Here is a 14,095-nt window from a genome sequence, read left to right as displayed (position 1 = left end):
TTAGATCTCCTCAAAACGCATGGACATGGTTCGTGACTGAGTTTCCATTCCTAACGACTCATAGAAACCCTGAGCTTGTTGGTTAAACTCCATTACCTCCAACCTAAGTTCTATCGCTCCTCTCGCCTGCGCCCATTGATTAAAAGACTTCATTAACGCTCGACCAGCACCTTGGCTCTGAACCTGATCGTTCACCACAATCGTATTCACTCTTGTCACCTTGTGCGGCTGAATAAAACTGACGCCTTTGTTCTGCGTTACCTTACCTGCTAAAAAGCCGACGACTTGCTTATCATCGACTGCAACCAGGAAAGCGCCAAGTGGGTCAAGCATCAAACCTAACCAATACTCTTCACTGTCGGCCAAACCTTGTGACGCTGGCGCAAATACCATAGGTGCACCAAGATGATGTTGACGGTTTATCTGCTCAGAGAGCGCTAAGATCGCGTTAATATCAGTTACCTTGGCCGTCCGGATTTGCATATCATCACCTTGTTTGAATTCAATAACACCTTAGCAAAAATGGCTTAGTTGTGCACCGTTACACTGGTCAACTCAGACGTTCTGTGAAGGCTGATTATTAATATTAGGCACTATGTTTAGGGAAATTGTTCCGCAAATCTCAGGCACATTGCCAGCCGTTGAGTGCTACTATCTCTGCAGAATCAATATACTAACGACGACTAACGACTGGATACCTATATGATTAAGTTTGCTGTAATTGGAACCAATTGGATTACACAAAAGTTTGTTCAAGCTGCGCATGAATCTCAATCGATGCAACTCGCTGCGGTTTACTCTCGAAATCTAGACAGCGCGGCACAGTTCGCCCAAGAATTTGACGTTGAAACCACGTATGACTCACTCGATGCATTGGCCAATGACAACACTGTAGAAGCCGTGTACATCGCTTCTCCGAACTCACTGCATTGCGAGCAATCTATCTTCATGATGGAACACGGAAAGCATGTTATCTGTGAAAAGCCTGTCGCATCGAATATCGAAGAAGCAGCACGAATGTTTGAGGTCGCTCAGAAGAACGGTGTGGTGCTGTTTGAGGCGTATAAATCTCAATTCCTACCGAACTTTAAGCAAATTCAACTCGGGTTAGAAAAGATTGGCAAGGTACATAAGGCACACATCAACTACTGCCAGTATTCATCGCGCTACCAAAAGTACTTGAATGGAGAAAACCCAAACACCTTCAACCCAGCTTTTTCTAACGGCTCATTAGTCGATATTGGCTTTTACTGTGTTGCCGCAACAGTCGCGCTATTTGGCAAACCTGAAAATGCACAGGCTTCTGCAAAGCTACTTGATTCAGGTGTCGATGCGCATGGCTGTGCGATCTTCCAGTATCCTGAGTTTGACGTAACACTTGCTCACTCCAAAGTCAGCGACTCTTATGCGCCAAGCGAGATCCAAGGTGAATTAGGGGCGATCATCATCGATCACATCGCTGAATGTACTGACGTTAAGATCCGCTACCGCGATGGCACGGTAGAAAACCTTACTCAAGCACAAAGCGAAAACTCCATGAGTTACGAAGCGCAGGCCTTTGCTAGCTGCATTGCTGGCGACAACGTAACACAAGCTCAAGCCCAACTGCGCGCTTTAACGGTTGCGAAGTTAATTACAGAGATGCGCCAACAAGTTGGTGTCGTGTACCCAGCGGATAAATAACGTCACAGCGTAAGTTAACAAACTGATTTTTAAGACATACTGATTTATACATAACTAAATTTAATCTTTACGACAAATAACCGGATTAGTTGATTGGGGTGCCATCTGTTTAAATCCGCGTTCGATATCTATCGTATTTATTTAATTTATTGAAGGTGTGTAAAGTGTTTTCAGTTGATGATCGCGTTGTAGCAACAAAAGGTGTTGAACTAGGTGAAATGGTAGTAACTGGCCTAAGTGCTGGTGGCGGCTACGTTCACGTTACAACGGTAGAAGGCGCAATGACGCTTACTTACCCAGCGCAAGATCTTAAAAAAGCATAGTTTAACCACTCTGCCCTTTTAGTAGTCACTCTACTAAAGGTAACAAAATTGAGGCTTTGGCTGACTTCACTCTTCTGCATTAGAGTGAGCAGCCAGAGCCTTTTTTATGCCCGTCATTTACCCACCAGCTTTATCATTCGCTTACTCGTTACAATAAAACCGCACTCAACTGACAATAGAATTAGGCAACGAGTTTCTACACTAGGTGCTTATTCTCATCGTTCTCTTGATATCCCCGAGCACTTAATCGCAGTGAATAGTTCATGTTAACAAAGGCTTATTGTCTGCGAAAGTTTCTGGTACATTAGCATCATCTTATACTAAGAATGACCCGAATAAGGGAAGCTATGAAGCTTTACATTTACGACCACTGCCCTTTCTGTGCAAGAGTTGCCTACATCGCTCAATCTTTAGGCTTGAACATCGAACTTGTTTCTGTGGATTATGATGATGCCCAAACCCTTATCAATCTGATCGGTAAGAAGATGGTGCCAGTCCTAAAGAAAAACGACGGTTCTATTATGGCTGAAAGCCTAGACATCATTGTTTACTTCATGGATTTGAAATCAAGTGACGAGCAACGTGAGCCATCTGAGCAGGCTGCGCTTTTTCAAAGCCGCGCTTTCCCTCTTACTCAACAGATCGGACGCCCACGTTGGTGGAACCTCGACTTGGCTGAATATCGCTCTGCTGGAGCCAAAGAAGCTTGGCGTGCAAGTAAAGAGGCCGAAGGTTTTAACTTTGAAGAGCTCTTAGAAAAGACCCCACAATACGTTCAACTGATTAACCCATTACTGAAAGATGCAGAGCTTCTATTGGATCTAGAGAATGGTGAATCATCGCTACCTTTAGTTGATCAAGCACTCTATTTCTCAATGCTTCGTGGCTTCTGTGTTGAACCAAGCATCACATGGCCATCAGCACTTGAGCGTTGGTTAGAAAAACAGAGTCAAACGTTAGGCATCAAGCTTCTTCGCTAATTTCCTAATTTGCTAAGTCGTTAAGTCGTTAGCCGTTAGCCGTTAGCCGTTAGCCGTTAGCAACCAGCCTAAACGAAAAATCGAAGCTCCCCGAACCATTGTTCGTACGAGCTTCGACTTTTATGACTCAATTGTCTTTTTCTACAACAAGCGCCTTCTCAACCCTGTTCGCTCCAAGATTCGCGTTGAAATTTCTTCAACCGATAACGAAGACGTGTTGATGTAAGGTATCGCTTCTCGGCGAAACATCGACTCTACCGTTTGCAACTCATACAAACATTGAGAATCACTTGCGTATTCACTGCCAGCTAAACGGTTCTCTCGGATTTCAGTCAACCTTTCCGCATCAATGGTTAAACCAAACAGCTTGTGTCGGTAGATCTCAAATTCGGGTAACAGCTTCAAGCGCGCCAAGTCATCATGAATGAACGGATAGTTCGCTACGCGCAAGCCAAACTGCATCGCCATATACAAACTTGTCGGTGTCTTACCGCTTCGAGATACACCCAATAGGATGATATCCGCCTCTTCAAGCCCTTTCAGCGTGATGCCATCATCATGAGCCAACGTGTATTCAATCGCAGCAATACGGTCGAAGTACTTCACTGAATCTTTATTAACACTACGTGAGCGTTGCAGCTTAGGCACCGGGGCCATTTGGGTATCGTCTTGCACTTTCTGCACAATACTCTCTAGCACGTCATAACAATGCGCTGGTGCCTCCAAGAGCTTCTGCTTGATGTCTGGAATCACAATCGAAAAAAAGACCAACGGGTGGTTGCCCGTATCACGATACGAAATTTCGATCTCTTTTAATAAATCAGAAAGTTTGTCCTCACTTTCGACAAACGGGAAGGTTTTTTCATTAGCTTCGAATGGGAATTGACCTAGAACAACATGCCCTAAAGTCTCACATGTTATGGCCGTTCCATCAGAAACATAGAATACATCACGACTTTGGATATCAATTTGCATTTTTTATTTAATGTTTAAAATTATTTTGAGTAGGATGGGAACCATAATATATATAACGAAACCCTGCTGACTATTACGTCCCCCACAACTTTAAAAAATAATTTACATTTTTTTAAACTGATACGTAATCGTTTGCCTTTAAATCCCTACAATGCTTGCTATGTTTCTGGAGAAATAAATGCAAAATAATACCCTATGGTTCAATGGCCTATCCATGGAAGATGTCGACAAAGTCGGCGGTAAGAACGCCTCACTGGGCGAGATGGTTTCTAACCTGTCCAATGCTGGTGTTTCTGTACCTAATGGTTTTGCTACCACCTCTTATGCGTTTAACGACTTTCTTGATTACAAAGGTCTTGATGAGCGCATTCACCAACTACTTGATGAACTTGATGTTGAAGACGTTGACGCACTGCGTAAGACAGGTGCAACGATTCGACAATGGGTTCTAGATGCACCCTTCCCAGAATCACTAGAGCAAGACATCCGTGAGAACTACCGCGAGCTAATTGAAGACAACGAAGAATTGTCTGTAGCGGTTCGTTCATCGGCGACCGCAGAAGATCTTCCAGATGCTTCTTTCGCGGGCCAGCAAGAGACCTTCCTTAACGTGAAAGGCATCGACGCTGTACTCGAAGCAACCAAGCACGTTTACGCGTCACTGTTTAACGACCGCGCTATCTCTTACCGTGTACACCAAGGCTATGACCACCGTGGCATTTCACTGTCTGCGGGTATCCAACGCATGGTTCGTTCAGACAAAGCCTCTTCAGGCGTGATGTTCACGCTTGATACTGAGTCTGGCTTCGACCAAGTGGTATTCATCACCTCTTCTTGGGGCTTGGGTGAAATGGTTGTACAAGGTGCTGTGAACCCAGACGAGTTCTACGTTCACAAGCCAATGTTAGAAGCGGGTCACTACCCAATCGTTAAAAAGACGTTTGGTTCTAAGCTGATCAAAATGATCTACTCGACCAATCAAGAGATCGGTAAGCAAGTAGATATCATCGACACCGACACTCAAGAGCGTAACGAGTTCTCACTCAACGATGAAGAGATCAAAGAGCTAGCAAAACAAGCGATGATCATCGAGAAGCACTACCAACGTCCGATGGACATTGAGTGGGCGAAAGATGGCATCGACGGCAAGCTTTACATCGTTCAGGCTCGCCCAGAAACCGTATGTTCTCAAAGCGACCAAAACGTTATCGAGCGTTACGAGCTAAACAACAAGGCGGATGTCTTGGTTGAAGGTCGTGCTATCGGTCAACGCATCGGCTCAGGCCCAGTTCGCTTGGTTGATTCACTAGACCAAATGTCCCTAGTTCAAGAAGGCGACGTATTGGTAACAGACATGACAGACCCAGATTGGGAACCTGTTATGAAAAAAGCGTCTGCGATTGTCACTAACCGTGGCGGCCGTACTTGTCACGCTGCAATCATCGCTCGTGAGCTTGGTATTCCAGCGATTGTTGGTTGTGGCAGCGCAACAAGCAGCCTAAACGATGGCGATACCGTGACAGTGTCATGTTCAGAAGGCGAAACAGGCTACGTTTACAACGGCGAACTCGACTTTGAAATCAAACGTTCTGAGGTTGATGAGCTACCAATGCTACCAACCAAAGTAATGATGAACGTGGGTAACCCAGATCGTGCCTTCGATTTCGCACAAATCCCGAACGAAGGTGTTGGCCTTGCTCGTCTAGAATTCATCATCAACAAGATGATCGGTATTCACCCTAAAGCGCTGCTTAACTTCGATGCGCAAACGGATGAGCTAAAAGCGGAAATCAACGAACGTATTCGCGGCTACAAAGATCCTATCGATTTCTACGTAAGCAAATTAACAGAAGGCATCGCGACTATCGCTTCTGCATTCTGGCCTAAGCGTGTGATCGTACGTATGTCTGACTTTAAGTCGAACGAATACAGCAACCTTGTAGGTGGCAAAACGTTTGAACCACATGAAGAGAACCCAATGCTGGGCTTCCGTGGCGCATCTCGTTACATCTCACCAGTATTCGAAGACTGTTTCGAGCTAGAAACTCAAGCAATCAAACGTGTTCGTAATGAGATGGGTCTTAAGAACGTTGAAATCATGATTCCATTCGTTCGCACGCCAAGCGAAGCAGCATCGGTTATCGACATTCTGGCTAAGTTTGACCTACGCCGTGGCGACCAAGGTCTGAAAGTCATCATGATGTGTGAGCTACCATCGAACGCAATCTTGGCTGATGAGTTCTTGAAGTACTTCGATGGCTTCTCTATCGGCTCAAACGACATGACGCAACTGACACTTGGCCTAGACCGAGATTCAGGCGATGTAGCACACCTCTTCGATGAGCGTAACCCAGCCGTAAAAGCAATGCTGAAGATGGCTATCGACGCGGCAACCAAAGCGGGTAAATACGTTGGTATTTGTGGCCAAGGCCCATCTGACCATGACGACCTAGCAGAGTGGTTAATGGAGCAAGGCATCAGCTCTGTTTCACTAAACCCGGATACGGTTATCGATACGTGGTTGAAGCTAGGTAACGTTGCTAATAAATAAGTAAATAAGTAACGCTTCACGCGGTACCTAAACGACCAAAGCCAGTCACGTTGACTGGCTTTTTTAGGTTCTTTGCAAATTAGTTGGCTAGAGCGCTAAAAGTAGTATCTCACACCAACCCAAGCCTCGGTTTGCCAACCATTCGGCATTGACACACCTTTCACATCAACATCCGCTTTGGTAATGTCATAGCGCGTATTCAACCACCAAGTTCTTGCAGTGTTCATCGGCACATTTAACGATGTTTTAAATGAGAAGTTTTGCATGTCGATATCATCACCAGAAAGATCTTGCCACTCAGGAACCAAAGACACATAAGCGCCAGAGTCGCCGAGATGCTTCGCGGTAATCAAACCAAGCGAGTACCCCGTTAAATCATCTTTAGATGAAGTGACGCCAGGGATCTCCATGCTACCTGTCATCAGTCCTGCTCTTGGAAAGACAAGGAATCCACCGGTATAAGCTGGGTTAATCGCAACAACACCGCCAACCGACAACAAGTCATTTTTAATACTGTTGCGCGTATTAATATAATCTAATGAAAGACCCACTTTAGGCGTAGCTTTCGTCCCCGTTTCAAATACGTGGAAGTACTGGATTCTAGAGTTGCTGTACTCTGTACCGAATTTGTCTGGATCGCGAAGCGCTGTGTTGCTTCCATCGACAAACGTCCCTTCGGCCAGTAGGGCAAACTGCTGACCGTTTTCTAAACCGCCAGAAACTTGCCCTTGAAATTGGATATCTGAACTACCATTCAGCATCAATGCAGCTTGAGTATAAACTTTAGTGACATCAGCAGGATCGATAACACGTTCGGAATCTGAATCGGCATGTGCAGGAAGGGCTAGACCTAAACTCAACGGGATTAATAGAGCAAACTTTTTCATTATATCTCTCGAAAGTCGTTTGCTTCCTCCTTGAAGCCTGGAACATCCTGTTAGGTAATAAATAGATTACTTGTCAGCAAGTAGTTTTGCCGCTGAACGCATTAGTGCAGGACCTTTATTCTCACCAAAACCTGAGTGGTAAGGGTTGGTTGAGAACATCACACCTACAAAGTCACGCGCAGGATCGATGTAAATAAATTGGCCTAGGTTGCCGCTTTTCGATATCGCACCATCGTTGAAGATAAAGTCGAATTGGTATGCGTTGTAGTCCGCTTTTTCGTTGTATGCGTGCAGTGAACTGCTCTCTTTGCTAGTACCTACGAATGCTTTTGGATCACCGCCGTTGCGGATACGATCAATCACAGCTTGTGACACCACTGGCTCATCAGCCACCGCTTTCCAGCTAGGTGTAAATAGTGTTCCCCAGCGAGCCATGTCTTCTACCGTTGATGAAACCAAGCCAACCGCGATCGCCATGCCATCTGGCGTCAAGTTGAATTGCATTGGTTGACGTGCGTGCACTTTTGACCAAACACGATCTTCGAATACTTGAGTCCAAGTTTTGTTTTCAACGTTTTCAACTAACTTAGTCAGCACCATGGTGTTGATAGATGCGTAACGGAAATGGTCACCGGCTTTTTCACCTTCCAGTTTCTGTGCACCTTGAGCCACTTCCATCCAAGTTTCCATTTCACCCGTTTTTGCACGAGGTGAGTTGAACGATGCAGCAAAGAAACGCACCACATCAGAGTCTGGGTTCAAGATAGACTCTAATGTCTCTTCATTATCTAGCGCGGTCGACATGTTCAGAACTTGGTGTACTGTGATGCCATCCCAGTTCGTTCCTTTCAATTCAGAAACATACTCAGCGATCTCTTTTTCAGGGTCGACTTTGCCCTCTTCCACTAACATTGCGATCACTGTGCCAACCGTCGTTTTTGCTGTAGATGCCCAAACGTGCGTATCTGTCGGCTTCATACCTGGGTAAGCTTCGTAAACGATCTCCCCTTTGTGAATCAACATAAAGCCTTGGGTACGGAACTGTTCATCCGCCAAGTACTCATCCATTGTCAACTGACCTTTGCTTTCAGTATTAACTTTGAGTGCAGCGAGTCGTGGGTCGATATTTTTGACTAAAGGCTTGTACTCTTCGTTTGGAGCCGCCAGTGCCGTTGGTAGAAACTCACTCATGTGCATGTTGTAGTAAACGCTGTGGTCGCCGCCCATCTGCCAATGAAAGTTATTGAATAACTCACGAGCTGAGTCAGTAAAACTTGGGGTAAATGCTGTGCTCGCCTCTTTCACGGTCAAGGTAACTTGAGCACCTTCAACTTTTAGAGCTTCTTCAACTGGGTTTGCTGCAAGAGCAAATGACGATGCGGTCGCTAACGATACTAGAACGGCAATGTGTTTAAGTTTCATAATTGGTCTCCTGTTTGGGTTAGGAGAAGTATAAGGAGATGCGCTACACTTAATTAGGTCACTTGGTGACATTTAATGGTAGACACAAGACAATGAAAGCATCATCGAACACCACTAGCATATTGCTCACTTCGACCAGTAACATTGCTCCATATATTCAGTATTGTGACAAACATAGACTGGATTGGCGCACCGTCGCCGTTGCGTGCGGTCTACCCATTGAACTAACACAATCCAATCAATGGCTTCCTACCCAGGACGTAATTCGCTTCATTCATGGCCTTGAGCGTAAGTTTGGCTATTCGATAGGGATTGAGGTTGGACGTAAAGCCTCTCTAGAACAGTTGTCACCTGAGCTAGACCGAAAAATTGATCAATGCACGTCACTAGAGCAAGCGGTACGCTGCTTGATTACTGAAATATCGACCTTAAGTAATCACGTCACCATATGGACGGAAAAAAGCGATGGATTGTGGTGGCTGTGTCATCGAAGTTGCTATCACCCATCGACCTCAGGTTTTGAACAAGCCGAATGGTTTCGCGCTCTGACCGTGATTAGCCTATGCCGTAAGTTCATTGACAGTCGCTGGCAACCATCACACGCCAAGTTGGTCTCTAAGCACAACAGCGCACGCAAATTACCTAAGCATTTCTTTGATTCTGATATTCAGTTTGAAGAGCAATACGGTGCGTTCTCGATTCCGCTGCCCGATGATTATCGTGCCATTTCAGAACGAAATAGTACCCAAGATTGGCATCACGCTGTCGAGATATTAATAGACACCTATGCGAATCTACCTTGGTTCAATATTGAGTGGTTTGCGACCATGCTCGGCATGACAAAACGAACGCTGCAGAGAAACCTGAAGAGCAAAAACATTATCTTTAAAGAAGCCAAAGAACAAGTTCGGGAAACTAAAGCAAAACAGCTACTTGAAGAGACCAACCTTTCTGTTCAAGACATCAGTTGGCAAGTGGGTTACAGCGACTTGAGTAATTTCAATCGTGCATTCAAAGGTTGGGTTGGAGTCACGCCACCAAGTTATCGGGATAAAGCGAAACATTAGAAATAGTCGAATGGAAAACCTTTAGACCCAATCCGCTAATATAAAACTCAGAAACAAGATACGACACCTTAAATTTCAATAAGCGAACGCATAAAGTTGCATTGCACAATGCTCACATACCAATGAAACTGTGCAAAGGTAATATCGATAGATTTAATGACATTTATTGGTATCGAGCTAACGTTACGTTATCCTTTACGCAATTCTTCATTGAGTGGATTGTCACTACGACAAACCTACCTTCAAGACTGATAAGAGTGTTATGAATTCTACGACCGCAACTCCCTCGCCTTCTCTTGGCCGACAACTCTATACAATGACATGGCCAATGCTGTTTGGGGTGCTCTCCCTGATGAGCTTCCAACTTGTAGACAGTGCTTTTATTGGCCAGTTAGGCGTACTGCCGCTCGCGGTTCAAGGCTTCACGCTACCAATTCAGATGATCATTATCGGGATTCAAGTCGGACTAGGCATCGCGACAACGGCTGTGATCGCGAGAGCTATTGGGGCTAACGAGATACGCTATGCCAAACAGCTCGGCGGATTAGTCGTTGCGATGGGCAGTGTGAGTGTTGCGCTGTTCTCGGTCATCATCTATCTGTTGCGTGGTCCTATTTTACAACTCCTCGATGCACCACCGACGGTACTGCCGATCATTGATTCTTACTGGATCTATTGGCTGGTAAGCTCTTGGACAGGCGCACTGCTCTACTTTTTCTACAGTGTGTGTCGTGCCAATGGTAATACCATGCTGCCCGGTTCGATGATGATCGCGACCAGCATCATCAACTTGATATTGGACCCGATTTTCATATTCACGCTCGACATGGGCATCAACGGAGCCGCGATTGCGACCATCTTGGCATTCGGTGCGGGTATCTTTATCGTTGCTCCTAAGGTGACGAAGAAGCATTGGATGACATTCGACTGGCACGATCTTGATATCGGCAAAAGTGTTCGCTCTATAGGAAACATCATGGGGCCAGCCATGATCAGCCAATTGCTCCCACCAGTCTCTTCGATGCTCGCCACCAAACTGCTTGCAGGCTATGGCACAGCAGCCGTTGCGGCCTGGGCGCTAGGTTCACGTTTTGAGTTCTTTTCGATTGTTGCAGTGCTTGCTCTGACTATGTCGATGCCACCTATGATTGGCCGAATGTTGGGAGAGAAGAACCTAGGGAACATACGTAGTCTTGTGAAGATTGCCGTGATGTTTGTATTAGGGTTCCAATTAGTGATCGCACTGGTAACTTGGGTGTTCTCTAGCGGGTTGGCAAATCTCATGACCAGCGAAGACGAAGTCTCGACCATTTTGAACTACCACTTACTTATCGTTCCTATCAGTTTAGGGCCTTTGGGTATCTGTATGTTGATGGTTTCTATCTCTAACGCTTTAGGCAAGTCTTATACTGCCTTGACGATATCAGCACTCCGCCTGTTTGCTTTCTTCTTACCTTGCCTATGGGTTGGCTCTCAGCTTGCTGGCATTGAAGGCTTATTCTGGGGTGCCATGGTAGGTAATGTACTTGCCGGCACTTGTGCATGGTTTATGTACCAGCGAGCACTTGGGCAAGTAGAAGCCAAGCTAGCCAAATAGGTAATTGAACAGCTAGAGCGTTACGAACGAAAAAGCAGCCACTTAGGCTTAATGCCGTTCACTTAAGAGTGAACGGCATTTTTGTTCTTAGCATACCGTTGTGGTCTGGGTTTAACTGTTCTAGGGAATGTCCTTTCCCTTCGCCCTTCAAGTATTAAGCTTTCAGCCATGTTGTGGAACCCCTTTAGCTGACGAGGTATTGCGCCTGGTGTTGAGTAAGGTAAGCCTACAAGTAACGCAGATACATGAGCTAATGTGCCGTTAAAACTGAGTTGATAAGGAAGGTAATTTCCCTTTAGATTGAAGCAGAGCTCGACCATCTGGTATCGGATTAAATTGTAAGTAAGCAAGATGCCCCATAACTCCTGCTTTACCAGTTCTGGTAAACGACTTCGCAGCGTGAGACGATTTCCAAGCATGTATTGTTTCTGCTCTCGGTAGCCTAGCTCAATTTCCCAACGATGTTCATAAAGGCCTGCAATATCTTTTGATGGGTAACGCAGGGAGTCCGTCATGGAGGTTAATACTTGGTAGTCTTTTCCTTTAATTTTACGAGTGACAAGTCGAGCGGTTATCGACTTTGGTAAATCAGGCCATAGCTTTCTAGCCCTTGGGTTACTGTGTAATTGAACCAGTTTGTCATTTCGCCCTAAAGATTGAACAATGTCATATTGTGTATTTTTCTTGAGGGGGATAAGCCAATGACGCTCTGAGCCAGAGTCTTGCCATTTATGTAATAAGCCTAAAGAATAGAATCCCTTATCGAACATTGTCACGCTATGGTTTGGTGTTGTTTCTATCAGTTTTTCAGCTAATATCATTTCGTTTGTATTGTAATTATCAAAGGCACTGGCCGTAATAATGTGACTGCTTAGTTCCATTTGGCAGACCATTCTCACTTGCGGATATTGCGTCCCTTTTTGTCGAGAAAATGCCTTTTCATTTTGCGGGTTATCGGGCGTTCGCCAAACAACGCCATCGACGCCAAGAAGCGTTAATCCATTCCACTGGGGTAACTTTGCACTTTTTAACCATGACGTAGTCATTCGCTCAAAGACCGCTTTAATTGCGTCTTCACCCAAAGTCTTTCGACGTTGAGTTAACGCACTTGGTGCGACAAAAGCTTTACCTGTACGGTCGACAATATCAAGTTGGTTCACTAAATCTTTCATGGATTTACTGTTATAGATAGCCATTCCAACAAGCAGCCACACCATGGATTCTAAAGTTAATTTCCTCTTTCTCATCGTGACGGTATCAGTAAGAGAATAAGCTTCGTCGATGAGGTCAATTGGAAGCAAGTCAGACAAAGTTTCAACGTTGCTAGGTTTCCAATCATTAATTATGTTTAGAGCTTGAGAAACATCCATAAAAAAATCCAAGTGCATTAAATACACTTGGATTTTGACAGCTCTGAAGGATCGTTCAACCGATCACTTTGGCTTTAACTGATCGGCATTAGCCACTTAGGCTGCTTTTTTAATACCTAAGTTCTAATTTACATTACATCCCTCCGATGAACCTCTTTCACGAATATAGCCTCTCTAATCCAACCTTGCTTTCAATTGAACAAAATTCCAATCAACCGTCATCTTATTCTCAGAACGAATACTTAATTAACATTCATCTAAGACATCAATCAAGCCAATTCTAAGCGCCCTTTAGAACTTGTCCTAGATCATCAAAACATTCAATAACGCAACCTTTGGTTTTAAATATGTAAACCTTGATGAAGTTTAAGAAATTAAACCTGATTTACCTATTTCGAGTGATCACGTTCAAATTTCGTGCGTGATTTAGCTCTAAAACTTACGATTTGTTGATGTTTTAGACGTTTACGTCAGGTTTACAGAAGTTTACTGCGTATTGTGGAAATACCACCAAAGGAGTAGATTTCATTCATTGAGTTCAAAAATGTAAACCGAAACCATGAATGTAAAACAAGTTCGATTCACCGATGAAGACAGAGAATGCTTAAGCAATTACTTCCGCTTAGCAGACACAATTGCCGATTTGATTGGTCCCTACTGTGAAGTAGTCATCCATTCATTTGAAAGCTTAGAAAACTCAGTCGTGAAGATCGTCAATGGTCATCATACGGGGCGTGAAATTGGTTCACCGATCACCGATTTAGGTTTACGCATGTGGAGTGCATTCGAGAAGACTGGCGAAGTTTCTCCAAAAAGCTACTTCACCAATGCAGCAGACGGATCCCTACTGAAATCGACTACCTGCGTACTGGCTGGTCCACAACAAAAGCCGATCGGCATGCTGTGTATCAACATGAACTTATCTTTCCCATTTCCAGAAATCGTCAAAACGCTGATGCCGCAGTGCAATGTGCCGCAAGCCATTGTCAGCGAGACATTCAGCAACAATGCAAACGACGTGATTCAACAAGCACTGAGTTCAGCCATTAACGAGGTTGACCAAGACGAGTCGGTTTCTTCCAAAGGTCGCAATAAAGCCATCATTCGTTGTTTATTTGATAACGGCGTATTTGAGCTAAAAGAGACGACTACACAAGTATCAGAGCAACTTGGGATCAGCCGACAGGCGGTTTACAAGTTTATCCGTGAATTTAAATCAGAATAAAACCAATAATTTAGG

Annotated in this window: 12 protein-coding genes; 7 read left to right on the top strand and 5 right to left on the bottom strand. The window is 44.7% G+C overall.

Annotated features, from left to right (window positions below; all coding sequences use genetic code 11):
* The gene (locus OCV19_RS24070) at positions 1 to 483 is read right to left on the bottom strand and encodes a GNAT family N-acetyltransferase (protein WP_065676643.1); all 483 of its coding nucleotides are present in this window, start codon (positions 481 to 483) and stop codon (positions 1 to 3) included.
* Positions 484 to 702: 219 nt separating this feature from the next.
* Between OCV19_RS24070 and OCV19_RS24065 the strand changes: the two genes are divergently transcribed.
* From OCV19_RS24065 to grxB, 3 genes are all read left to right on the top strand, one after another.
* Positions 703 to 1,683 carry a Gfo/Idh/MocA family protein gene (locus OCV19_RS24065; protein ID WP_065676642.1) on the top strand — a complete coding sequence of 327 codons (981 nt, stop codon included), beginning with the start codon at positions 703 to 705 and terminating at the stop codon, positions 1,681 to 1,683.
* 164 nt (positions 1,684 to 1,847) lie between these two features.
* On the top strand, positions 1,848 to 2,006 hold the full coding sequence (locus OCV19_RS24060; protein WP_004733064.1) for a hypothetical protein: 159 nt from the start codon (positions 1,848 to 1,850) through the stop codon (positions 2,004 to 2,006).
* A gap of 347 nt (positions 2,007 to 2,353) precedes the next feature.
* The gene (gene grxB, locus OCV19_RS24055) at positions 2,354 to 2,986 is read left to right on the top strand and encodes a glutaredoxin 2 (RefSeq protein WP_065676641.1); all 633 of its coding nucleotides are present in this window, start codon (positions 2,354 to 2,356) and stop codon (positions 2,984 to 2,986) included.
* Between the two features lie 141 nt (positions 2,987 to 3,127).
* Here grxB and ppsR read toward each other — a convergent pair whose 3' ends face one another.
* Positions 3,128 to 3,961, bottom strand: coding sequence for a posphoenolpyruvate synthetase regulatory kinase/phosphorylase PpsR (gene ppsR / locus OCV19_RS24050; protein ID WP_017069200.1), 834 nt, complete (start codon positions 3,959 to 3,961; stop codon positions 3,128 to 3,130).
* A 178-nt stretch (positions 3,962 to 4,139) separates the two neighbouring features.
* Here ppsR and ppsA point away from each other — a divergent pair, with 178 nt between their 5' ends.
* The gene (ppsA, locus tag OCV19_RS24045; RefSeq protein ID WP_065676640.1) at positions 4,140 to 6,512 is read left to right on the top strand and encodes a phosphoenolpyruvate synthase; all 2,373 of its coding nucleotides are present in this window, start codon (positions 4,140 to 4,142) and stop codon (positions 6,510 to 6,512) included.
* A gap of 95 nt (positions 6,513 to 6,607) precedes the next feature.
* Here ppsA and OCV19_RS24040 read toward each other — a convergent pair whose 3' ends face one another.
* Positions 6,608 to 7,399: a hypothetical protein gene (locus OCV19_RS24040; protein WP_065676639.1), complete on the bottom strand. Its 792-nt coding sequence runs from the start codon at positions 7,397 to 7,399 to the stop codon at positions 6,608 to 6,610.
* Positions 7,400 to 7,465: 66 nt separating this feature from the next.
* Complete coding sequence (locus OCV19_RS24035; protein WP_065676638.1) at positions 7,466 to 8,821, bottom strand: serine hydrolase domain-containing protein; 1,356 nt, start codon at positions 8,819 to 8,821, stop codon at positions 7,466 to 7,468.
* Positions 8,822 to 8,913: 92 nt separating this feature from the next.
* On the opposite strand from OCV19_RS24035, the gene OCV19_RS24030 reads away from it, so the two are divergent.
* Both OCV19_RS24030 and OCV19_RS24025 read left to right on the top strand, forming a co-directional pair.
* Positions 8,914 to 9,888, top strand: a complete 975-nt coding sequence (locus tag OCV19_RS24030) for a helix-turn-helix domain-containing protein (RefSeq protein ID WP_065676637.1) — start codon at positions 8,914 to 8,916, stop codon at positions 9,886 to 9,888.
* A gap of 262 nt (positions 9,889 to 10,150) precedes the next feature.
* Positions 10,151 to 11,485, top strand: a complete 1,335-nt coding sequence (locus OCV19_RS24025) for an MATE family efflux transporter (RefSeq protein ID WP_065676636.1) — start codon at positions 10,151 to 10,153, stop codon at positions 11,483 to 11,485.
* A 62-nt stretch (positions 11,486 to 11,547) separates the two neighbouring features.
* Here the strand turns inward: OCV19_RS24025 and OCV19_RS24020 are convergent, their stop codons facing one another.
* Positions 11,548 to 12,855, bottom strand: a complete 1,308-nt coding sequence (locus OCV19_RS24020) for an IS4 family transposase (RefSeq protein WP_086738414.1) — start codon at positions 12,853 to 12,855, stop codon at positions 11,548 to 11,550.
* Between the two features lie 559 nt (positions 12,856 to 13,414).
* Between OCV19_RS24020 and OCV19_RS24015 the strand changes: the two genes are divergently transcribed.
* Complete coding sequence (locus OCV19_RS24015) at positions 13,415 to 14,080, top strand: helix-turn-helix transcriptional regulator (RefSeq protein WP_065676814.1); 666 nt, start codon at positions 13,415 to 13,417, stop codon at positions 14,078 to 14,080.
* Positions 14,081 to 14,095: the final 15 nt, after the last annotated feature.

This window comes from Vibrio celticus, from assembly GCF_024347335.1.
Lineage (GTDB): Bacteria > Pseudomonadota > Gammaproteobacteria > Enterobacterales > Vibrionaceae > Vibrio > Vibrio celticus.
The sequence above is the reverse complement of the archived record's forward strand: the minus strand, read 5'-3'. Positions and strand labels throughout refer to the sequence as shown.